20 protein-coding genes are annotated in these 22,152 nt (G+C 69.8%); 12 read left to right on the forward strand and 8 right to left on the reverse strand.

Translation table 11 applies throughout. The features are described 5' to 3' along the window. Window positions 1-130 precede the first annotated feature (130 nt). A complete protein-coding gene (locus JYA75_RS04550) occupies window positions 131-535 on the reverse strand; it encodes an SdpI family protein (RefSeq protein WP_006934385.1) in 405 nt (134 codons plus the stop codon). A 104-nt stretch (window positions 536-639) separates the two neighbouring features. On the opposite strand from JYA75_RS04550, the gene leuS reads away from it, so the two are divergent. Beyond that, on the forward strand, window positions 640-3,519 hold the full coding sequence (leuS, locus tag JYA75_RS04555; RefSeq protein WP_203329731.1) for a leucine--tRNA ligase: 2,880 nt from the start codon (window positions 640-642) through the stop codon (window positions 3,517-3,519). Between the two features lie 30 nt (window positions 3,520-3,549). On the opposite strand, the gene JYA75_RS04560 is transcribed toward leuS, so the two are convergent. Continuing rightward, window positions 3,550-4,365, reverse strand: coding sequence for an alpha/beta hydrolase (locus JYA75_RS04560; RefSeq protein ID WP_029546772.1), 816 nt, complete (start codon window positions 4,363-4,365; stop codon window positions 3,550-3,552). Window positions 4,366-4,657: 292 nt separating this feature from the next. Between JYA75_RS04560 and JYA75_RS04565 the strand changes: the two genes are divergently transcribed. The 5 genes from JYA75_RS04565 (at window position 4,658) to JYA75_RS04585 (ending at window position 10,065) form a co-directional block, all read left to right on the forward strand. Next, window positions 4,658-6,028, forward strand: coding sequence for a hemolysin family protein (locus JYA75_RS04565; protein ID WP_072633783.1), 1,371 nt, complete (start codon window positions 4,658-4,660; stop codon window positions 6,026-6,028). Continuing rightward, window positions 6,021-7,034, forward strand: coding sequence for a hemolysin family protein (locus JYA75_RS04570; protein ID WP_203329732.1), 1,014 nt, complete (start codon window positions 6,021-6,023; stop codon window positions 7,032-7,034). Before JYA75_RS04565 ends, JYA75_RS04570 begins: the two co-directional genes overlap by 8 nt. A 126-nt stretch (window positions 7,035-7,160) precedes the next feature. Beyond that, entirely contained in the window at window positions 7,161-7,544 is a 384-nt protein-coding gene (locus JYA75_RS04575) for a nuclear transport factor 2 family protein (RefSeq protein ID WP_050036209.1), read from the forward strand. A 145-nt stretch (window positions 7,545-7,689) separates the two neighbouring features. Then, the gene (locus JYA75_RS04580) at window positions 7,690-8,976 is read left to right on the forward strand and encodes a hemolysin family protein (RefSeq protein ID WP_203329733.1); all 1,287 of its coding nucleotides are present in this window, start codon (window positions 7,690-7,692) and stop codon (window positions 8,974-8,976) included. A gap of 51 nt (window positions 8,977-9,027) precedes the next feature. Then, window positions 9,028-10,065 (forward strand): DUF6777 domain-containing protein, encoded by a 1,038-nt coding sequence (locus JYA75_RS04585; RefSeq protein ID WP_203329734.1) that lies wholly within the window; start codon window positions 9,028-9,030, stop codon window positions 10,063-10,065. Window positions 10,066-10,072: 7 nt separating this feature from the next. On the opposite strand, the gene JYA75_RS04590 is transcribed toward JYA75_RS04585, so the two are convergent. Continuing rightward, entirely contained in the window at window positions 10,073-10,744 is a 672-nt protein-coding gene (locus tag JYA75_RS04590) for an SDR family oxidoreductase (protein ID WP_065923261.1), read from the reverse strand. A gap of 9 nt (window positions 10,745-10,753) precedes the next feature. After that, on the reverse strand, window positions 10,754-11,416 hold the full coding sequence (locus tag JYA75_RS04595; RefSeq protein ID WP_203329735.1) for a YdcF family protein: 663 nt from the start codon (window positions 11,414-11,416) through the stop codon (window positions 10,754-10,756). Between the two features lie 39 nt (window positions 11,417-11,455). Between JYA75_RS04595 and JYA75_RS04600 the strand changes: the two genes are divergently transcribed. Beyond that, window positions 11,456-12,484, forward strand: a complete 1,029-nt coding sequence (locus tag JYA75_RS04600) for a PHP domain-containing protein (protein ID WP_203329736.1) — start codon at window positions 11,456-11,458, stop codon at window positions 12,482-12,484. Between the two features lie 4 nt (window positions 12,485-12,488). Here the strand turns inward: JYA75_RS04600 and JYA75_RS04605 are convergent, their stop codons facing one another. The 3 genes from JYA75_RS04605 to JYA75_RS04615 form a co-directional block, all read right to left on the reverse strand. Further along, window positions 12,489-13,376, reverse strand: coding sequence for a fused MFS/spermidine synthase (locus tag JYA75_RS04605; RefSeq protein WP_203329737.1), 888 nt, complete (start codon window positions 13,374-13,376; stop codon window positions 12,489-12,491). Window positions 13,377-13,490: 114 nt separating this feature from the next. After that, window positions 13,491-14,147 (reverse strand): TetR/AcrR family transcriptional regulator, encoded by a 657-nt coding sequence (locus JYA75_RS04610; RefSeq protein WP_203329738.1) that lies wholly within the window; start codon window positions 14,145-14,147, stop codon window positions 13,491-13,493. Between the two features lie 125 nt (window positions 14,148-14,272). After that, the gene (locus JYA75_RS04615; protein ID WP_203329739.1) at window positions 14,273-14,848 is read right to left on the reverse strand and encodes a hypothetical protein; all 576 of its coding nucleotides are present in this window, start codon (window positions 14,846-14,848) and stop codon (window positions 14,273-14,275) included. Window positions 14,849-15,243: 395 nt separating this feature from the next. Here JYA75_RS04615 and JYA75_RS04620 point away from each other — a divergent pair, with 395 nt between their 5' ends. The 5 genes from JYA75_RS04620 to JYA75_RS04640 are packed head-to-tail and all read left to right on the forward strand — an operon-like array spanning window position 15,244 to window position 21,089. Next, the gene (locus tag JYA75_RS04620) at window positions 15,244-16,377 is read left to right on the forward strand and encodes a VOC family protein (protein WP_203329740.1); all 1,134 of its coding nucleotides are present in this window, start codon (window positions 15,244-15,246) and stop codon (window positions 16,375-16,377) included. Further along, window positions 16,374-17,312, forward strand: coding sequence for a fumarylacetoacetate hydrolase family protein (locus tag JYA75_RS04625; RefSeq protein ID WP_203329741.1), 939 nt, complete (start codon window positions 16,374-16,376; stop codon window positions 17,310-17,312). The genes JYA75_RS04620 and JYA75_RS04625 overlap by 4 nt, the downstream gene beginning before the upstream one ends. Next, window positions 17,309-19,198, forward strand: a complete 1,890-nt coding sequence (locus tag JYA75_RS04630) for an acyl-CoA synthetase (protein ID WP_203330147.1) — start codon at window positions 17,309-17,311, stop codon at window positions 19,196-19,198. Before JYA75_RS04625 ends, JYA75_RS04630 begins: the two co-directional genes overlap by 4 nt. Then, entirely contained in the window at window positions 19,195-19,551 is a 357-nt protein-coding gene (locus JYA75_RS04635; protein WP_203329742.1) for a DoxX family protein, read from the forward strand. The genes JYA75_RS04630 and JYA75_RS04635 overlap by 4 nt, the downstream gene beginning before the upstream one ends. Continuing rightward, complete coding sequence (locus JYA75_RS04640; protein ID WP_203329743.1) at window positions 19,548-21,089, forward strand: bifunctional 3-(3-hydroxy-phenyl)propionate/3-hydroxycinnamic acid hydroxylase; 1,542 nt, start codon at window positions 19,548-19,550, stop codon at window positions 21,087-21,089. Before JYA75_RS04635 ends, JYA75_RS04640 begins: the two co-directional genes overlap by 4 nt. Before the next feature lie 671 nt (window positions 21,090-21,760). Here JYA75_RS04640 and JYA75_RS04645 read toward each other — a convergent pair. Further along, on the reverse strand, window positions 21,761-22,087 hold the full coding sequence (locus tag JYA75_RS04645; protein ID WP_203329744.1) for a hypothetical protein: 327 nt from the start codon (window positions 22,085-22,087) through the stop codon (window positions 21,761-21,763). Window positions 22,088-22,152: the final 65 nt, after the last annotated feature.

The raw sequence follows: 22,152 nt of genomic DNA on the forward strand, positions 1-22,152 counted from the left end.
CTGCGCTCAGGCGGTCACCCTGCGCCGTGCGCTGCGCTCAGGCGGTCACCCTGCGCCGTGCGCTGCGCTCAGGCGGTCACCCTGCGCCGTGCGCTGCGCTCAGGCGGTCACCCTGCGCCGTGCGCTGCGCTCAGGCGGTCGGCTCGCAGGCGCCGCGCAGGCTGCACGCCCCGCACGACGTGCCGCACCCGGCGGTCTCGGCCGGTGCGCTGGCCGCCGCGACGCGGGCGCCGATGGAGCCGCCCACACCGGCGGTGAAGAAGGCCGCGATCACGGCACCCACGACGGCGATCAGACCCGGGACCGTATCGAGCGCGAGCGCGCCCACGCCGCCGAGGACGAGCAGGCCTGCCGCACCGAGCTGACTGGGGGCGGCGACCTTGTTGGCCAGGGCAAACGTCGTCTCGTCGCGCAGGGCGTCGGCGGTGCGCACGCCCGCCCACCGGTTACGCGGCAGCCGCCCGGTCAGTCCGGCGACGGCGATCCCGCCGACGGCGAGAGCGAGCACGAACAAGACGATGGCGACGATCAGCACCCCTCGAGGATACGTGGGAGGCACAGCCGCTGGTCGGGCCGGGTCGGGCCAGGCTCTACCCTGGTCGGAGGTAAATGACGTCAGCCAAGTAGATAGCGACCACCGTGACTCGTCCTGCGCAGCCCTCCACACCGTCGTCCGACGCCACCCCGCAACACCGATACACCGCCGATCTCGCCGGCCGGATCGAGCGGCGTTGGCAGGATCTGTGGCGTGAGCGCGGCACGTTCAACGCGCCGAACCCGGTCGGCCCGCTCGCCGGCGACGTTCCCGAGGACAAGCTGTTCGTGCAGGACATGTTCCCCTACCCGTCCGGGTCGGGCCTGCACGTGGGTCACCCCCTCGGCTACATCGCCACCGACGTGTACGCCCGGTACCACCGCATGCTGGGCCACAACGTCCTGCACACGCTGGGCTACGACGCGTTCGGGCTGCCGGCCGAGCAGTACGCGGTGCAGACGGGCACGCACCCGCGCACCACGACCGAGGCGAACATCGAGAACATGCAGCGGCAGCTGCGCCGGCTGGGGCTGGGCCACGACGAGCGCCGCTCGGTCGCGACGACGGACGTCGACTTCTACCACTGGACCCAGTGGATCTTCCTGACGATCTACAACGCCTGGTACGACCCGGAGCAGAACAAGGCGCGCCGCATCGACGAGCTCGCCGCCGAGCTCGACGCCGGCACCCGCGCGCTCGCGGACGGACGCGACTGGGCGTCGCTGTCGAAGGCGGAGCGGCTCGCCGCCCTCGACGAGTACCGGCTGGTGTACCGCTCGGACTCCCTCGTCAACTGGTGCCCGGGTCTGGGCACGGTGCTGGCCAACGAGGAGGTCACCGCCGAGGGCCGCTCCGAGCGCGGCAATTTCCCGGTGTTCCGCAAGCACCTGCAGCAGTGGATGATGCGGATCACCGCCTATTCCGACCGCCTCATCGACGACCTCGAGTACCTGGACTGGCCCGAGAAGGTCAAGACCATGCAGCGCAACTGGATCGGGCGCTCGCACGGGGCGCAGGTGACGTTCGCCGTCCGGGGCGAGCCAGGCGCCGGGGAATCCGCCGCCGGCTGTCCGGATGCCACGATCGAGGTGTTCACCACGCGCCCCGACACGCTGTTCGGCGCGACCTACGTCACGCTGGCGCCCGAGCACGCACTCGTCGACGAGATCGTCGCTTCTGCATGGCCGGAGGGTGTCGACGAGCGCTGGACCGGTGGCGCCGCCGCCCCGGCCGAGGCCGTCGCCGCCTACCGGGCGTCGATCGCCGCGAAGTCCGATCTCGAGCGGCAGGAGAGCAAGGAGAAGACCGGCGTCTTCCTCGGCGCCTACGCAGTCAACCCGGTGAACGGGCAGTCGCTGCCCGTGTTCATCGCGGACTACGTGCTCACCGGGTACGGCACGGGCGCGATCATGGCCGTGCCCGGCCACGATCAGCGCGACTGGGAGTTCGCCACCGCGTTCGGCCTGCCGATCGTGGAAGTGATTGCGGGCGGCGACATCTCGGAGGAGGCGTACACCGGCGACGGGGCGCTCGTGAACTCCGGCTACCTCAACGGGCTGAGCGTCGCCGACGCGAAGAAGGCGGTCGTCGCGAAGCTCGAGGAGTCGGGTGCGGGCACCGGCACCATCCAGTACAAGCTGCGGGACTGGCTGTTCGCCCGGCAGCGGTACTGGGGAGAGCCGTTCCCCATCGTCTACGACACCGACGGCAACCCGCACGCTCTGCCGGAATCTACTCTGCCGGTGGAACTTCCGGACGTCGAGGATTATGCGCCGGTGTCGTTCGATCCCGAGGACGCGAGCTCGGAGCCGTCGCCCCCGCTGGCCAAGGCCGACGAGTGGGTGAACGTCGAACTCGACCTCGGCGACGGGCTGCAGCACTACACCCGCGACACCAACGTCATGCCGCAGTGGGCCGGCAGCTCGTGGTACCAGCTTCGCTACATCGACCCGACGAACCCGGACGAGTTCTGCGCCAAGGAGAACGAGGCGTACTGGACCGGTCCGCGCCCGCAGATCCACGGCCCGCACGACCCCGGCGGGGTCGACCTGTACGTCGGCGGTGTCGAGCACGCCGTGCTGCACCTGCTGTACGCGCGGTTCTGGCACAAGGTGCTGTTCGACCTCGGCTACGTCACCTCGTCCGAGCCGTACCGGCGCCTGTTCAACCAGGGCTACATCCAGGCGTACGCGTACACCGATTCGCGCGGCGTGTACGTGCCCGCCGACGAGGTCGAGGAGCGCGACGGGAAGTTCTTCCACCGGGGTGAGGAAGTCCACCGCGAGTACGGGAAGATGGGCAAGTCCCTGAAGAATTCCGTTGGGCCGGACCAGATCTGTGACGACTACGGCGCCGATACGCTGCGTGTGTACGAGATGTCGATGGGCCCGCTGGACCAGTCCCGGCCGTGGGCGACGAAGGACGTCGTCGGGGCGCAGCGGTTCCTGCAGCGGGTGTGGCGGGCCGCGATCGACGAGGAGACCGGCGCGCTGCGGGTCACCGACGCCGAGCCGACCGACGAGACGCTGCGCGCCCTCAACAAGGCGATCGCGGGCGTGTCCGACGACTACGCGGGCCTGCGCGACAACACCGCCATCGCCAAGCTGATCGAGTACACCAACCACCTCACCAAGGCGTACCCGGACGGGGCGCCGCGGACGGCGGTGGAGCCGCTCGTGCTCATGCTGGCCCCGGTGGCCCCGCACGTCGCCGAGGAGCTGTGGTCGCGGCTCGGGCGCACCGAGTCGCTGGCCCACGGTCCGTTCCCGGTGGCGGACGAGAAGTGGCTCGTCGAGGACACGGTGGAGTACCCGATCCAGGTCAACGGCAAGGTGCGCAGCCGTATCACCGTGCCGGCCGACGCGGACCGGGAGGCGATCGAGGCCGCGGCGCTCGCGGACGAGAAGATCGCCGCCCTCCTCGAGGGTGCCGCGCCGCGGAAGGTGATCGTCGTACCGGGCAAGATGGTGAACGTGGTCAAGTAGGCGGCTGCGCCGCCGTGGTGTCCTTTCGGATCACCCCCGATCCGGAAGGACCCCACGCACGAAATCGACGACGTCGTCGAGCACGTCGTCACGGTTGGTCTCGTTGAAGATCTCGTGCCGTGCCCCGGGATACACCTTCGACGTCGACCGTGGTCCGGCAAACGTGGCCCAGCCCTCGCGGCTGCCCGGGAGCGGGACGAGCTGGTCGTCCTCGCCGTGCAGCCACAGGACGGGCACGTCGCCGACGGTGCCTGCCCCGGTGACGGCGTCGAGGCAACGCTGCAGTGCCTCGACGGTGGGCCGCTTGAAGGGGCCGTGCCAGACGAGTGGATCGTCCACGTACGCGCGGCCCACCTCCGGGTTGCGCGACAGCGTCGCGGGGTCGATGGGTGCGTCGGGGATCTCCTCCGCCGCGAGCATCGCCTCGAGGGCGGGCCAGCGGCCCAGCACCGGGCCGGACAGCACCACCGCGGTCAGTTCGGAACCGTAGCGCTGCGCGTAGCGGGCGGCGATCAGCCCGCCCATGGAGTGCCCGACGAGCACCACCGGCAGGCCGGGGTGCTCGCTGCGGGCCTTGACGTCGAGCAGACGGAAGTCGTCCACGACCTTCTCGAAGTCCTCGATCAGGACGCGTTCCCCCTCGCTGAGCCCGTGCCCGGCGTGGTCGACGGCGTAGACCACGGCACCGTCGGCGACCAGTCGGGTGGCCACGTATTCGTAGCGGCCGGCGTGCTCGCCGTAGCCGTGGCACAGCAGCACGACGTACCGCGGGTCGTCGTGGACCCAGCACCGGGCGGACAGGGTGCCGGCGTGCCCGGGCAGGGGGAAAGCGGTGGTGTCGCTCATCGAGGCTCCTCACGATGTGGCCGTCTGCCAGAACAGCCAAGCACTGCCGACGGCTTCGGCGCGGTATTCGCGCCGTCGTCGCCCGGGTGTCGCGTCGTCGTGCGGTGCCGGACCCCTGTGACCGGGTCGGCACCGCACGAGGGAACTCGTCGGCGGCCCGATTCGTCGTATTCTGTGACAGGAAGTCGTCGCCTATTGCAGAGAGAGCCATGAGACGCGCCAAGCGCAAACCTCGAAGACCCTCCCCGCCCCCGAGTGACGCCCCGTCCGTCACCGCCCCTCGGAGCCGACCGTGCTGACCGTCCTCGGTATCGCACTCGGCATCCTCGTGGTCCTGGCCATCACGGCCCTGACCGGCTATTTCGTGGCCCAGGAATTCGCCTACATGGCGGTGGACCGGTCCCGGCTCAAGGCGCGTGCCGAAGCCGGCGACGCCGCCGCGGCCCGCGCCCTGTCGGTCACCCGCCGCACCTCGTTCATGCTCTCCGGCGCTCAGCTCGGCATCACCGTGACCGGCCTGCTCGTCGGCTATGTCGCCGAACCGCTCATCGGCAGCGGCCTTGGGGAGCTCCTCGGTGGTGTCGGCATCCCGACCGCGGTCGGGGTGGCGGTCGGCACGGTGCTGGCGGTGTTGTTCTCCACCGTGGTGCAGATGGTCTTCGGTGAGCTGTTCCCGAAGAACCTCGCGATCGCGCGGCCCGAGCCGGTCGCTCGATGGCTGGCGCTGTCCACCACGCTCTACCTGAAGCTGTTCGGCTGGTTGATCAGGTTGTTCGACGCCTCGTCGAACCTGCTGCTGCGCGCGCTGCGGATCGAACCTGTCCACGACGTGGAGCACTCGGCCACCGTCCGCGACCTCGAGCACATCGTGGCCGAATCGCGCGACGCCGGCGATCTGCCCACGGAGTTGTCGACCCTGCTCGACCGGATCCTCGACTTCCCGACCCGCACCGCCGAGCACGCCATGATTCCGCGTGCCCGCGTGGACTACGTCCGCGCCGGGGAACCCGTGACGCGGGTGCTGGCGAGGATGAGCGAGGGCCACACCCGGTATCCGGTGGTCGGCTTTTCCGCCGACGACCTGCGCGGTGTGGTGCATCTGCACGATCTGCTCGCCCTGGACGCGACGACCGGGACGGCCGGGACGGTGTGCCGGCCCGCGGTGATCGTGCCCACGACGCTGCCGCTGCCCGATGTGCTGGCCCGGTTGACCGAGGGGCAGGAGGAGATGGCGTTGGTGGTCGACGAGTACGGCGGCTTCGCCGGCGTCGTCACCGTCGAGGACATGGCCGAGGAACTCGTCGGGGAGATCGCCGACGAACACGACACCGCCGTCGAGACGCAGGTGATCACCCGCCAGGGTGAGGGCTGGGTCATCCGCGGCGACGTGCACCTCGACGAGGTCGCCCGCACCCTCGACCAGGAGCTGCCCGAGGGCGACTACGAAACCCTCGCCGGCCTGGTCATCGCCGAGTTCGGCGGCCTGCCCGCCGTCGGCGACACCGTCGCGATCCCGCTGGAGCCCGACCCGGCCGATCTGGTGCACGAGAGCGCACCCCCGGCGCGGACGCTGATCGCCGAGGTCCGCGAGATCGACCGGCGCGTGCCGTCCTCGGTGCTGGTGACCGTGCGCACCGACGGTGAGGTGACCGGCGATGAGTAATCCCTGGGTCGTGCTCGCCGTGACGGTCGGGCTGATCGCGGCGAGCGCCTTCTTCGTCGCGGTCGAGTTCGCGCTCATCGCCGCCCGCCGGCACCGCCTCGAGGACGCCGCCCCGCACAGCCGTGCCGCCCGCGCGGCGCTGCGCAGCGCCTCGGAGCTGTCGGTCCTGCTCGCCGGGTCCCAGCTCGGCATCACCGTGTGCACCCTGGCCCTCGGTGCGGTGACCAAGCCCGCCGTGCACCACTGGCTCACTCCCGTGTTCGAGGACTGGGGCGCTCCGCTCTGGCTGGCCGACGTCGCCGGCTTCGTCCTGGCGCTGATCATCGTGACGTTCCTGCATCTGGTGGTCGGGGAGATGGCCCCGAAGTCCTGGGCGATCGCGCACCCGGAGAAGTCGGCGACCATGCTCGCGCTCCCGATGCGCGCGTTCATGTGGTTGACCCGGCCGGTGATCGTGCAGCTCAACCACCTGGCCAACTGGTGCCTGCGGCGGGTCGGTGTCGTCCCGGTCGACCAGGTCGGCGCCGGACAGGACCCGGATGCGTTGCGGCACCTGGTCGAGCACTCGGCCACCGTCGGCACCCTCGACGAGCGCTACCACGGGCACCTGACCAGCGCGCTCGAACTCGAGGCCCTCACCGTCGGCGACATCGTCCGCCCCAACGCCCGCCCGAGCAGTGTCACCCCTGACGCGGACGCCGCGCAGATCCGGGACACCGCCCGGCGCACCGGGCACCTGCGGTTGCTCGTGCGGGGCAACGGGCACGTCGACGGGGTGGTGCACGTGCGCGACAGCCTGCACGCCGCCGACGGGGTGACCGCCGCCGAGTTGATGCGCCCGGCGCTGACCCTCGAGACGGCGGTGCCGGTGTACGAGGCGCTGCGCACCATGCGCGAGACCCGCAACCACCTGGCCACCGTCACCGACAACGGCCGGGTGGTCGGGTTGATCACCCTCGCCGACGTCCTCGAACGCCTGCTCCCGACGGCCGACGCGGGGGCCTGATCCCCCGGCGTGGGGGTCCCGGTGCGCGGGCCGAGGCGCAGCGGCGGCAACGCCGGGCATTCCCAGTCCCGGCGCGCGCTGCTAACCTCCGTTGCTAGAACACGTTCTAGCAACGGAGGTTTTCGCATGGCCCCGACTCCCGCCGCGATCCGCGCCACCGTCGAGTCCTACATCCGGTCGGTCGCGAAAGGGACCACCGACGAGGTGCTCGCCCTCTACGCCCCCGGTGCCACGGTCGAGGACCCGATCGGCACGGACGTTCGCACCACCGAGGCGTCCCTGCGTGAGTTCTACTCGATGATCGAGCCGCTCACCCAGACCGGCGAGTTGCTCACCCTGAAGATCGCCGCCGGCAACGCGGCCTTCCTGTTCCGGCTCACCACCCACCTCGGCGAGCAGGATCTCGTCATGGAGGTCATCGACGTCATGACCTTCGACGACGACGCGCGGATCACGAGCATGAAGGCCTACTGGAGCCAGGAGGACATGCAGACCCTCCCCGCCTCCTGAACCCGAACTGTTTCACGTGGAACATCCCCCTCCGGAGGCCGTGCGATCGGTATCCGAACCGCCGCCGCGTTCCTAGACTGGGAGCCGTATCCCGCGTCTTCCCGGTGAGGAGACACGACATGGCCGACGGTCCCGGGTGGCCGCCATGACCGGGTCGGCGCTCGTCGACATCCTGCTGGTCCTGGTGTTCGTCCTGATCGGCGGCGTCTTCGCCGGCACCGAGCTGGCCCTGGTGTCGCTGCGCGAGAGTCAGATTCGTGCACTCGAGGAACGCGGCCGGCGCGGCCGCCGGACGGCCGCGCTGGCGAAGGATCCCAACCGTTTCCTGTCCGCGGTGCAGATCGGCGTCACGGTGGCCGGGTTCTTCTCCGCTGCCTACGGCGCCTCGACCATCGCACCGAACCTCGCCCCGGCCCTCGAGTCGTGGGGGCTGCCCGCCGCGGCGGCGAGCGCCGCCGCCCTCATCGGCACCACACTCGTGATCGCCTACCTCTCCCTGGTGCTCGGCGAACTCGTCCCCAAGCGCATCGCCCTGCAGCGGGCCACCGGGGTGTCGCTGCTGACCGCACCGGCCCTGGACCGGTTCGCCACCCTGATGCGACCGGTGATCCGGCTGCTGTCGGTCTCCACCGACGGACTCGTCCGGCTGCTCGGAGCCGACCCGGCGCGCCGGAGCGAGGAGATCACCCACGAGGAGCTGCGCGAACTGCTGCTCGGCCATTCGGCAGTGCCGGAGGACGAGCGCACGGTGCTCGCGGAGGTGTTCGACGCCGGACAGCGATCGCTGCTCGAGGTGATGCGTCCGCGCACCGAGGTCGACTTCCTGCCCGCCGACACCCCGATCCCGGCGGCGCGCGAACAGGCGCTGGCGGGTACGCACAGCCGGTACCCCGTCGTCGGATCGTCGCTTGACGACGTCGTGGGCTTCGTGCACCTGCGCGACCTGCTGCTCGCCGATCCGGCGAACGCCTCGACCGTCGCCGACGTGTGCCGGCCCATCCTCTCGTTGCCCGGCTCCAAACCGGCACTCGCGACACTGTCGCTGATGCGCCGGAACAACGACCAGATCGCCCTCGTCGTCGACGAGTACGGCGGCACCGCCGGGATCGCGACGCTCGAGGACATCGTCGAGGAGATCGTCGGCGAGATCGGCGACGAGTTCGAACCGACCGAGCAGGCCTCGGTCACGCCCGCTCCGGCGCAGCCCGATACACAGCAGGTGGACGGTCTGCTGATCGTCGAGGACTTCGAACGCGCCACCGGGATCGGGCTGCCCGAAGGCCCCTACGAGACCGTCGCGGGGTGCATGCTGCACCGCCTCCAGCGCCTTCCACGACTCGGCGACAGCATCACCGTCGACGGCCATCGCCTCACCGTGAGCGAGTTGGACGGCCGTCGGATCGCCCGCCTCCGGCTGACGCCCGAGGGCTGAAGCCGACCGAAACCACCCGAGATGCGGAGGGGTTCCGCCTACCATGGGCGGGTGGCCGCCGGCACCGCTGCGCGCGGATTCGGGATGGTACTCGCGCTGACTGCGCTCGCCGTGGGGGGATGCTCCACGGACGGTCCGTCGCGAACCGAGCCGGTACGCCTGGACCTCGCGACGTCGCGCGGGGAGCATCCGTGGAGCGTCCTGCTCCTGCCCGACCAGGTACCGGTCGCCGTTCCACCGGCACCGCAGGCCGAGCTTCCCGTTCCCGACGACGGCCCGGTGACGGTGTCCGGAGACCGGACCGGGCTCTACGGCGGCAGCCTGGAGCGCGAGCTGTGCGACCGCGAGCGGCTCGCCGGCACGCTCGAGCAGGACCCGGCCAAGCAGGAGGCCTGGCTCGACGTATTCGACGTCGCCGACGCCCGGGGATACCTGCGCACACTGACGCCGGTGCTGCTGCGTGCGGACACCCGGGTCACCGATCACGAGTATCGCGGCGGGCGCGCGGTGCCCGTGCAGTCCGTCCTCGAGGCCGGAACCGTCGTTCTCGTCGACGACCGGGGCGTCCCCCGCGTGCGGTGTGCACCGGGGAGCCCGCTGCTCTCCCCCGTCCTGTCCTCGGGTCAGGATCTCGAAGGCGAGGGCTGGTCGGGCCTCGACGAGGAACGGCTGTTCGTGGTGCAGCCGGGTGCGGCGCCCGTCGGTGAATTGACCGTCGTCGACGTCACCACCGGCAATCTGCTGGCGGTGCCCATCGGTGCCGGCCCCAAACAACCGGCACCCGGGGCGATCGACCCGGTACCGCCGCCCGCACCGGAACCGTCTCCCGCGTTGGTGCCGGACGTGGACATTGCGGCGCCCGCGCCGCGGGCCCCGGCGCCACCCCCGGAGCCGCCGCCACCACCGCCGCCACCGCCGCCGCCACCGCCACCGCCACCACCACCGCCGCCTCCCCCGCCGCCTGCGCCGGAGCCGCTTCCCCCGGCACCGGCACCGGCACCGGCTCCGGCGCCTGCCCCGCCGCCACCACCGCAGATCCGCATCCAGCTGCCGAACGGGGCGCCGGTCGTGATTCCGCTGCCGTTCTGACGACGGCTCAGCGGGGCCGCAGCACGATCTCCGTCGGGTGCGCGTCGGCCGGTGTCTGGACCGCCTGGCGCACTGCGCGCGCCACGGTCGACGCCTTCAGGAAGCGTTCCGGTTCGTAGATCCGGCCCTCGCTCGCGACGATCGCACGCTGCATGTCGGTGTCGATCCGGCCAGGATGCACCGATGTCACCCGCAGCGCCGGCTCCTCCTGCCGCAGGACGTCGGAGAACGCGCGCAACGCGAACTTGCTGGCGGCGTACGCACCCCAGCCGGCCTTCGCGTTCAGCCCGGCCCCCGAGTTGAGCAGCACGACATGGCCGTTCGCGGCCCGCAGCGCGGGCAGGAGCAGACGCGTCAGCTCCACCACCGCCACCACGTTCGACTCGAACATCTCCCGCCACTGCGCGATTCCGCCGTCGGCGATCGTCCCGAGCTCGGCGAGGCCCGCGTTGTGCACCAGCACGTCCAACCGGTCGATGCCCGAGCAGGCCGTGGCCACCGCCTCGTGGTCGAGCAGGTCGACCGGCCACGGCACCGCCTCCGGAATCTCCTCGCAGATCGCCCGGAGCGACTCCGCGCGCCGGCCCCCGAGCAGCAGGTCGTGGCTGGGGGCGAGTTCCCGGGCGATGGCGGCGCCGACGCCGCGGCCGCCACCGGTGATCAGGGCTGAAGGTCGCATGCGACGACCCTAGGCGAGGATCCCGGTCGACGTGCCGTCCGTGGCCGACCCCACGCGCGGCGGCCGCGGAAAGTGCATCTCCACAAGCGCTTTCGGCCGCGACAGCAGATACTCGCGCAGCACGTTGCGCACCCGGGTGCGCAGCCGGCAGTCGCACCCGGCCACCACGCCGGCCATGTCGATCCCTGCGCGCCGCCCAAGCGCGACGGCCCGCGGAAGATGGAAGTCCTGGGTGGCGATCAGGGCCGTCGTCACGCCGTAGACCTGTGCGGCGCGATGGCAGGTGTCGTATGTGTCGAGCCCGTAGGGGTCGGTGGCGATCACTTCCCGTCCCACGCCGTGCGCCACCAGATAGCCGGTCATCGCCGCGATCTCGTCCCCGGACCGGCCCCCCGCGTCGCCCGAGACGAGCACGCTGCGGGCGCGGCCGTCCGCGAGCAGAGCGACGGCGACGTCGAGGCGCCCGCGCAGCATCGGCATGGGCCATCCATTCCGGACCCGGGCACCCGGCACGATCACCACCGGCGCCGTCGGCGCGTCGGCGAGGGTGTACAGCCGCCCCGCCGCGGGCGCCGCGACCCGGGCCGAGACCCCGGCCAGCGCCAGCGTCCCTCCGGCCACCCCGATCGCGGTTCCGGTCACCGTCCGCCACCACCTCGCATTTGTGCGCATGCGCCCCACGCTACGGACTGTCGTGGCGAGAATGGACGCATGGACCCGGTGGACGCCCTGCGGGAGGTCGCGTTCTGGCTCGAACGCGACCGGGCCGAGAGCTACCGCGTGAAGGCCTACCGCCACGCCGCCGACGTCGTCGCCCGGTTGAGCCCCGAGCAGCGCGCCGCACGGCGCCGTACGGACAGCTGGACCGCCCTCGCCGGCGTCGGCCCGAAGACCGCCACCGTGATCCGGGAAGCCTTCGACGGGGTGCCCGCGTACCTGCAGCAGGTGCGCGCGGAGGCCGAGCCGATCGGCCGCGGCGGCGCGGAACTGCTGGAGGCCCTGCAGGGCGATCTCCACGTGCATTCGGACTGGTCGGACGGTGGCAGCCCGATCGCCGAGATGATGCGGACCGCCGCGGCACTCGGGCGCCGATACTGCGCGCTCACCGACCATTCCCCCCGGCTGAAGGTGGCCAACGGGCTCACGGCCGAGCGGTTGCGCACCCAGTTGGGGGTCGTCGCCGACCTCAACCGCGTCCTCGCGGACAGCGGTCGCCCCTTTCGCATTCTCACCGGGATCGAGGTGGACATCTTCGACGACGGCACCCTCGACCAGGACGAGGGTCTGCTCGCCGAACTCGACGTCGTGGTGGCGAGCGTGCACTCGAATCTGCGGGCCGACCGGGCGGTCATGACGAAGCGGATGCTGAAGGCGGTGCAGAACCCGCACGTCGACGTGCTCGGGCACTGCACGGGCCGGCTGGTGCAGGGTGGTCGCGGCACCCGCCCGGAGTCGCGGTTCGACGCCGAGACGGTGTTCTCGGCGTGCCGCGACCACAGCACCGCGGTGGAGATCAACGCGCGCCCGGAGCGGCAGGACCCGCCCGAGCGGCTGATCGACCTCGCACTGAATCTCGGTTGCCGCTTCGCGATCGACACCGACGCGCACGCGCCCGGGCAGCTGGACTGGATCGGGTACGGCTGCGAACGGGCCGCCGAACGCGGGGTCGAAGCCGGGGACGTGATCAACACGTGGCCGGTCGAGGACCTGCTCGCCTGGACGGTCGGCCGGACGGGCTGACGGGTCAGCCGGTGGCCACCTCGTTGGCCGGGACCGTGGCCGGCGGTCGGCACTCGGCGTCGAGGAGGACGCGGGCGTCGGCGGCGAACCGGCGGACCTGTGCGTCGGTCCAGACCTGGGCGGGCACTCCCCCGCCGAGCAGGTCCCTGGCCAGGGCCGGGGACTGGCCGAGCGGTGCGTCGCTGCCGGCGATGACGATGTTGCCGTAGCGGCGGCCCTTGAGCATCGCCGGATCCGCGATGATCGCGGTGTGCTCGAAGATGCTGCCGATGGTGGCCGCCTCCCGCCGGGCGGTGGTCAGATCCCGGGTGTCACCACAGTTGACGACGTAGACGCCGCCCGCATCGAGCACCCGGCGAGCGTGCCGGGTGAACTCGACCGTGGTCAGCGCGACGGGCGTCCGGTTGATCGCGAAGACGTCGCGGACGATCACGTCGCGGGTCGCGTCGGTCAGGGAGGTCAGGACCGCACGGCCCTCCCCCACCCGAATCCGCAGCAGCGGGGCGCGGGGCAGGTCGAACCAGTCCCGCACCAATTCGGCCAGGCGCCCGTCGATCTCGACAACCACCTGCCGTGCATTCGGGTAGGTGGCGGCGAGGTAGCGGGCCATCGTGCAGGCCCCGCCGCCGAGGTGCAGGACCCGCAACCGTTCGTCGCGCGGTCGTTGCGACTCGAGCAGGTGAGCGATCCACCGCATGTACTCGAACTCGAGGAGCGTGGGATCGGTGAGATCGATGTGGGAGCTGGGTACGCCGTTGACCTCGAGTACCCAGCCGTCGGGCCGGTACCGATCCTTGACCAGTTCACAGGTGCCGGTGTCGATGTCGTGGATGCCCTCGGCCGGACCGCGACCGGACCCGGCCGCGGCCCGACGCTCCCGCTGCCTGCCCATGGCATCGAGGGTAGCCGGGCCGGGAGGACCGTCGGGAGCCGGTCGCCGGGCAGGCCGAGTCGCTGGAGTCGACCTGTGCACAGCAACCGGCAGGTCCGGACATCTCGGCGCACGCTATGTGCCGATTGCGTCCCGAGGTCGATCGTCGGGTAAGGGGCGTCGGCAGATTTCGTGGGCTTCGTCGGCCGAAACGCCGAACATGCGCAGCAGGTCCTCGGTGACCTGGTCGGTGGCCTCCGCGTCGTCACGCTCGGGGTGGTCGTGCAGCAGTTGACCCAGGCACAGTGCAGTCCCTGCTGCGATGGTCAGGGCCAGTTCGGGATCGCGCACGCTGAACCGTCCCGAGCGGGCAGCTGCCTCGATGTCTCGGCGAGCTCTCGGCGCCAAGCCTTTGTCCGAGCTGACCAGACTCAGCCCGTTGCTGAGTAGGACCTTGCTCAGTTCGGGATTCCTGCGATGGAGGCGTCCGGTCAGACGGAAGCTCTGCGCGAAGACCTGGGCAGGGTCGTCCAGCTCCGCGGTCAGTTCGTCGAGCGCCGCGCCATGGCGGTCGAGGGCCTCCTCCACGGCAGCGTGGAACAGCTCCTCCTTGGTCTTGAAATGGTTGTAGAACGACCCCATCCCGACATCTGCGGCTTGGGTGATCTCGAGGATCGGGGCGGTCAGTTTCCCTGCCGCCATGAACGATTGGGCTGCGCGTACGAGTGCGGCGCGGGTACGCGCCTTGCGTCGGTCCAGGCGGTTCGGTGCATCGGTGATCTGCTCGGTCATGCCTGTCCGCCCTTCTCCTGATCCGCCTGACCTCGCCTACCTTACCGGCGCATCATCAATATTGACGAATTCCTCAACCTCAGTAGATGCCCCGATGTGTGAGCAGTCCCCACGCACGGTCCAACCTAGTGGGCGAGAATCTTGATTCCCACCACGAGTACGCCCGCACCGACCATGCCGAGGACGGTCAACAGCTGCTGCCACCAACGTAACTGGGCCATCCGCACGGCAAGAAGAGCAATTACGCCGAGTTCGACGACGAGGATCCCCATCGCGATCCACATCGCTGTGGATGTGCGCAGCAGTCCCACGGCGGCGGCCGCCAATATCAGCAGGGGCAAGACCGCGGCCGCCACAATCTGGCCGGAGGCCTGCAGCATCCGCAGCGCTGCCCTCCCGCGCGGAGCGCTGTGGTGCGCGCCGAGGTGTGCTACCCAGTCGGCCAGCAGGCTCGCTGCCCAGAGCCCGCCGGTGGCCACCGCGACATCCAGGAACGGAGCCCGTGGGCTCGTCTCGGGGGCCGTGTAGCGGACGAGGACGGCGAGCGTCGCCAAACACGTCATCGCGCCGTACACGCGCTCGCGCAGGAGCGCGACGACATGCTCCACGGGAATCTCGTTCCGATTCGTCTCGGCCGCGCTGGTCACTTCGGTCACCACGTCAATCGGTTTGAATCTGCCTTGTCCGAGCAAATGCTGCACCCTCACCTTCCAGTCATGAGCATCCCGTCGACGCCGTACCTGTCCGGGGTTGTCCGACGTGCTGGGTCCGCCACCGAGACGCGGCGGCAATTCCCCTGCCGTCGTCGAAATGGTCGGCGTCGACATGAACGGGGTAGCACGTCGCGAGCAGCCGGCCGACCCTCGAGAGGGCCCGGCCACCGCCGATCGCCCAGTGCGACGAAGTTGACCACGGCGCCCCCGGAACGGGCTGTCGAGCCATGACTTCGGGGTCTCCCCCGCCGCGTGGGAGAACTCACCGCTGACCTGGCCATGCGCGCCCTGAGCGCCATCAATTGTGACGAATTCCTCAAAAACTCTTGACTGACGATATCCTCGTAAGTGACGATATCATCATAACTCGAAGGGAGTGATCGATGAACGTCCACCACGACCCCCATACCGGTCTGCACAGTGAGCAGGGCGGCCTGGCGGGCGAGCATCGGGGCAGGGCCGCCGATCCGATCATCAAGGTGCACGACCTGGCGTGGCTGGAGTTCGAGAAGCCCGACCTCGAGCGGGCAGAGGCGTTCGCCCATGCCTTCGGCTTCACGACGGCGCTTCGAACCGCACACGAACTGCAGTTGCGCGGGACAGACCCCGGGTCGCCCTGCGTGCTCATCCGCCGAGGCCCGCGATCGCGGTTCGTCGGTCCCGCCTTCCGGGCAGCCGACTCGACCGACGTGCTGCGACTCGCGGACGCAGTCGGAGGTGCGGTCGTGCCCCTCCCCGAGAGCCTCGGCGGGATCGCTGTCGATCTCGTGGATCCAAGCGCTCTCGGAGTCCGCGTGGTGTCCGACACGTTCGAGTTGCCGGCGCTGGCCGCCCAGGCTCCGCTCCACTTCAATTTCGGACACGACCGCGGGCGGGTAAACGCCACCCAGCGGCCACCCCGCGCGCCGGCCACCGTGCAACGGCTCGGTCACGTCGTGCTCCAGACGACGAAGTACCTCGAAACGCTCAACTGGTACCTCGAGCACCTCGGACTGATCGTCAGCGACTTCCTCTACTACCCGGGGCAACGGGCCCGGGGCCCGATCATGAGCTTCATCCGCTGCGACCGGGGTGCCACGCCCACCGACCATCACACTCTCGCGATGGTTCTCGGCCCGGCCAACCGCTATGTGCATTCGGCATATCAGGTCGCCGACCTGGACTCCCTCGCGGCGGGAGGCGAGTATCTGCTCGACCGGGGCTACCGCCGGTCCTGGGGCATCGGCCGGCACATCCAAGGCAGCCAGATCTTCGACTACTGGCGCGACCCCGACGGATTCATGGTCGAGCACTTCAGCGACGGCGATCTCTTCGACAACACGCTCGAGGCGGGCTGGGCACCGATGACCGCGTCCGGACTGGCCCAGTGGGGGCCGCCCGCCACCAAGGACTTCCTCGGACTGAGCCCCGGTCGGGACTCACTCCAGGAACTGCGCGCCATCGCCCTCGCGCTGCGCGCCGACAACGAATTCGACCTCCACCGCCTACGCGGCCTTCTGAAAGTTGCCAGCTCATGACCATCTCTGTCCTCCGCACCGCCGACGCCTGGTGGGTCGTCACACCGACGGGTGCCGCCCGGGTAGACACCGAGGCCACCACCACCGCTCAACTGCTGGCCGACCGACCAGCCGTCGAGGCAGCGGCGTCCAGCGAGGGCACCGTGCCCGTCGAGACCCTCTCGTTGCTCTCCCCGGTCACCGCCCCCTGCCGGGTGGTCGCACAGATGACGAACTTCGCCTCGCATGTCGAGGACGCCGGGATGAACCCCGACACCATTCCGTTGACCTTCTTCCGAAAGGCATCCGGTTCGATCAGCGGTCCCCACGACGACGTGATCCGTCCTGCCCATGTCCGGCTACTGGATTACGAGGTGGAGATCGGGCTCGTCTTCGGGCGTGAACTCCCCGTCGGCACCACGATCACCGCAGATACTCTCGCCGATCACGTCGCCGGCCTGGTTGTCACCAACGACATCTCCGCGCGCGACGTCCAGCTTCCCAAAACGCAGTTCTACGAGGCCAAGTCGTACCCGACATTCACCCCGGTCGGCCCCGCGCTCGTACTGCTCGATGCCGACGAACTGAAGCGGTTCACCGACCTGCGCCTGCGGCTCTGGGTCAACGGTGAGCCTCGCCAGAACATGACCGTTGCCGACATGATCTACCAGCCGGCCGAGACTCTGCAGGCGCTGACCCGGTTCCAACGCCTCGATGCCGGAGACCTGCTGCTGACCGGAACACCGGTCGGGACGGCGCTGAGCGCCCCACCGAAGCCGATCGAAATCCTCTCCTCCCTGCTGCCGCCGGCCGTCAAATGGAAGCTCTTCTTTGCGGGCCAGGCCAGGAATTCGAACTATCTACAGGACGGCGACGTCATCGAAGCCACCGTCGCCACAGACGACGGGACGATCGACTTGGGGCGGCAGCGCACGGTGGTGAGGTACGCGCAATGAGCACCGACCTGCTCTGGCCGCGATATGCGGCTCCCACGGATCTGCCGGCGATCGAGGCTGTGCCGCTGCGGGATCGGGGGCTTCCGGAGTCCACCTACGCGTTGCTCACCCGAGCGGCCCGACTGTGGCCGGATCGCATCGCCCTCACAGTCCTGCCCGACGGCGCGCGGTGGCGGGATCCGTTGCAGCGCAGCTTCTCCGAACTGCTTGCCGATGTCCATCGTTACGCAAATCTGTTCCATCGGCTGGGCGTGCGGCGCCACGACGCGGTGGCCCTGATGGCACCCAACTGCGCCGAATCGATCCCCGCGACTCTCGCCGCGCAACTCGCGGGCATCGCTGCACCCCTCAACGCCGCACAGTCGCCGCAGCACATCGCCGAACTGTTGCGCCGCTCGGGTGCCCGCGTGCTCGTCGCGGCCGGCCCGGAACTGGCAGCCGACATCTGGAAAGCCGCGCACGAGATTGCCGTGAGCGGAGGGGTGGACGCGGTGCTGGCGCTGCGGCCCACCGGCGCCGCCGGAGCGCCTGCGGTCCTGCCCGAGGTCGACGGGGTGCGGGTCGGCTACCTCGATGCGCTCTCGGCCCGTATCGACTCCTCCGACTTCGTCGGTGATCCTCCCCGTGCGCTCGACCTGGCCGCGCTGTTCCACACCGGTGGTACCACCGGCGTCCCGAAGCTGGCCGCCCACACCCACGGCAACGAGATCGCCAATTCGTGGATGCTGGCCGCGAACTCGTCGTGGGACTGCGATTCCGTCGTATTCGCGGCCCTACCGCTGTTCCATGTCAATGCGCTGATGGTCACGTTGCTGGCACCACTGTTCAAAGGGCAGACCGTGGTGTGGGCCGGCCCGCTCGGCTACCGCGACCCGGCACTGTCTCGCGAATTCTGGAAGATCGTCGAGCACTATCGCATCGTGGCGATGAGCGCGGTGCCCACCGTATACGCGACACTCGCCCAGCACCCGGTCGATGCCGACATCAGCAGCCTGCGATCGGCGATCGTCGGAGCGTCGCCGCTACCGGCTGCCGTCAGGGCGAACTTCCAGCACCACACCGGTGTGTCCCTTCTCGAAGGCTACGGTCTGACGGAAGCGACCTGCGCGAGTGTCCGCACGTTCACCGACGCGCCACGCCCCGGCTCGGTCGGGCTGCCGATGCCTTACCAACACGTCAAAGTGGTACGCGTCCGCGACGACGGCTCCTGGGAAGAGCTCCCCACCGGAGCGACGGGAATCCTCGCCGTCGGCGGACCGACGGTGTTCGCGGGTTATGTCACCGGCCGCGACGAATACGGCCATGTTCTCGACGGCATGGGCAAACTGATCGACGGCTGGCTCGATACCGGCGACCTGGCCCGTGTCGACGACGACGGCTTCGTCTACCTGATGGGACGTGCCAAGGACGTCATCATCCGGGGCGGGCACAACATCGATCCGGCGATCATCGAAGACGCCCTGTCGGCCCACCCCGAGGTGACCGCGGTCAACGCCGTCGGACGCCCCGACGCGCACGCCGGCGAAGTGCCCGTCGCGTACGTCACCGTCGTCGCAGACTCCCGCGTCACCGATGAGGAGCTACGGGTCTGGGCGGGTGAGCACGTCCCCGAACGGGCCGCGGCACCTGCCTCGGTCACCATCCTCGACGCATTGCCCGTCACCGCGGTCGGCAAGCCCTACAAGCTCGCGCTGCGCGCCGACGCGACACGGCGCGAACTCGAGCATGCCCTTGCCCCCATCGCAGGGATCGACAGCGTTCACGCGTCCGTAGTGGACGGTTCGATCCTTGCCACCATCGAGGTCCACGGATCGGCCGGTGAACCGGCCGTCGAAGCGATCCTGGACCGATACGCCGTCAATTGGAAGGTAATGGTGCGCAAATGACCGTCGCATCACTGGTTCTGGCCACCTCACTCGCAGTCCTCTGTCTCCTCCTCGGCGTGAGCAAGATGTCGGCGACCTCGCCGATGCGGGAACGGGCAGCCCATGTCGGAATGTCCGTCGACACGTATCGGGGCATCGGTGCGTTCGAGGTCGCCGGCGCTGCCGGGCTCCTGCTCGGCGGGCTCGTGCCGGCGCTGGGCGCCGCAGCCGGCGTCGGGCTCCTGCTGCTGATGGTAGGGGCCGTCGTCACGCATGTACGCAACGGTGACGGCCTGCGTGAGATGATGCCCGCCGTCTTCGTCGGTGCGCTGATCCTCGCCTACCTCCTCGTCCTGTTCGGATCGATCCGATGAGCGGGCAGGCCGTCCCGGTCGTCATCGTCGGTGCCGGGCCCACCGGACTGACCGCCGCCACCCTGCTTGCTCGCCACGGCGTCGAGTGCCTGATACTCGAGCGCTGGGAGGGCGTCTATGCGCAGCCGCGAGCGGTCCACCTCGACGGGGAGATCCACCGGATCGTGGCGCACCTCGGGATCGCCGACGAGTTCGCGGCGATCTCCCGGCCGTGCCTCGGGTTGCGGCTCCTCGACCGGAACATGCGAATTCTCACCGAGTTCCACCGAGACCCCGGTCCGGGCGTACACGGCTACCCCGAGGCCAACATGTTCGATCAGCCGCAGTTCGAGGAGATCCTGCGCGCCAATCTGGAACGGTACCCAGGGGCCTCTCTGCGCGGCGACGTCGAAGTAACCGGGCTGGCCCACGACAAGACCGGCGGCATTCGCGTCGACTTCACCGACCGAAGCACCGGCGTGCACGAATCGGTACGGACCAGATACGTGTTGGGCTGCGACGGCGCCAACAGCATGGTCAGAGAACAGATTCAGGCAACGATGCGGGATCTGAAGTTCGAACAACGCTGGCTGGTTGTCGACGTCGCCACCACCGCAGACCTCGGCGAGTGGGAGGGCGTGCACCAGGTGTGCGACCCCGTGCGCGCGGCAACGTACATGCGGATCGGAAAAACGCGCTACCGCTGGGAGTTCCGTCTGAATCCCGGTGAGAGCGCCGAGGACTATCGCGAAATGGCCCGGCTGCATCCCCTCATCTCGCCATGGACAAGGAACACACCGGCCGAAGACCTGGAGCTGGTCCGTCTGGCCGAGTACACCTTTCGAGCCCGGATCGCGGACCGATGGCGCGACCGGCACGTGTTTCTGCTGGGCGACGCCGCCCATCTCACACCGCCCTTCATCGGACAGGGGATGGGGGCGGGGATGCGGGACGCGATGAACCTCGCCTGGAAACTTGCAGGCGTCCTCCGCGGGGATCTGCCTGAGAGCGCTCTGGACACCTACGAGATCGAACGCAAGCCCCACGCACTGGCGCTGATCCGGCGGGCCAAGTTCGTCGGAATGGCCATGACCGAGGGCGGCGAACTCGGTAATCTCATCCGCCGCGTCGCCCTACCGCTGTTGCACCGCGTGCCGGGCCTCAACGACAAGATCATGGACAACGAGACCCCGGCTCTTCACCGCTCCAGTCTCATCGAGCGACCCCGACTACGCAGAAGCCGAGCGGGCCGCCTGATCCCGAATCCGGTCCTCGACGAGGGTCGCCGATTCGCCGAGGTCGTCGCCGGCCGGTTCGCGGTGGTCACCTCCGTCTCCCCGACCCCGGAAGAACGCACCGCCATCGAACAACGGGGTGGCACAGTCCTGCTGGCTCGGCCGGACACCGATCTGCACCGCTGGCTACGCCGCGGCCGGGCGCGCGCTGTCATCGTCCGGCCCGACGGCACCGTCCTTCGTAGCGGCAACGAACTGTCCGCCCTCTGCGCCGCCCTGCCCCGCTTCCACACCGACCACTCGCCAACGTTCCTCACACAGTGAGCCACCCCTGACGGGTCTCCACTGCGCACGCGTGCGGATGCTCCGAGCTGCCGGCCGCCGAGTGCTCACGCCACGTCATCCTCGATTCCGACCCGATTCCCCCGCGCTTTGCCGACTCGGACCGGTGGTGTGGTTGTCGCGACAGGGAGTGTCCGATAAGGACACTCCCCATCGGCGACCGACGGACCGCACCCGCGCGGGGGCGTGTGGCGGGTCCGTCGAGACCCCGGCGGATGTGGGTCGGTAGGGCCGTGCGGCGGTTCCGACCCTACGGTGCGGCCTCCGGTATGCGGGCTGTCGGCAGGTGGCTCGTGCCGGCAGTCGCGGAGGTTGAGGCGGCGAACTGTCAGCAGGACGAGGGTGGGGACGCCGATCAGCAACAGGACGGGGGCAAGAGCGTCGAACATCGGGATTCTCCGATCGGAGTGAGAGGTCACGCTCGCACGGGGTGGCATGGACCGAGGCGAGACGGTTGCGGGTGTGGCAGACGACGGCATCGGCCACCGGCACACGTACCGGCGATGCCGGAACGTCCGGCGGACCGTGCACATCCCGGCCACCAGCAGCGGCAAAGCAACCGCGAGGAGCCAGGCACCGGCGGTGCCGGCCAGGACCGTACCCGTACCACTGAGCAGTATCCGCATGCGCCACCCGGGCCCACGCGTGCACCATCAGTGCCGCACCATCGCCGTTTGGGCAAGGGTGAAATCGACGAACACGCCGATCGCGCACAGCGGCACGAGGGTGGTCATCCGACCGCGATCAGCAGCAGCACATCGTCGTCGGCCGGCGGGAATTTGCAGTCGAGTCCGCCCTGCGGCCGGAGCCGGCGAGCAGTAGCGGACCACCGGGATCCCAGAAGGCGGCACCGGCCGGCGGACATAGCGCAGCGGTGCCCGGGCCGTCGGCCGGTCCGAAGCGGTGTTGAGGTAGCGGATGACCAAGGCGGCTGTCACGAACGCCCCGAGGAGCATCCACGTGGTCAGCATGTCGCTCACGCGCACGTATCCTTCCTTCGCGTCGACGGGTTTCGACCACCAACGAGCATCGGCCCGCCCCGACC

Origin of the sequence: Rhodococcus sp. PSBB066 (genome assembly GCF_017068255.1) — a bacterium.
In the GTDB taxonomy this organism is placed as follows: domain Bacteria; phylum Actinomycetota; class Actinomycetes; order Mycobacteriales; family Mycobacteriaceae; genus Rhodococcus; species Rhodococcus aetherivorans.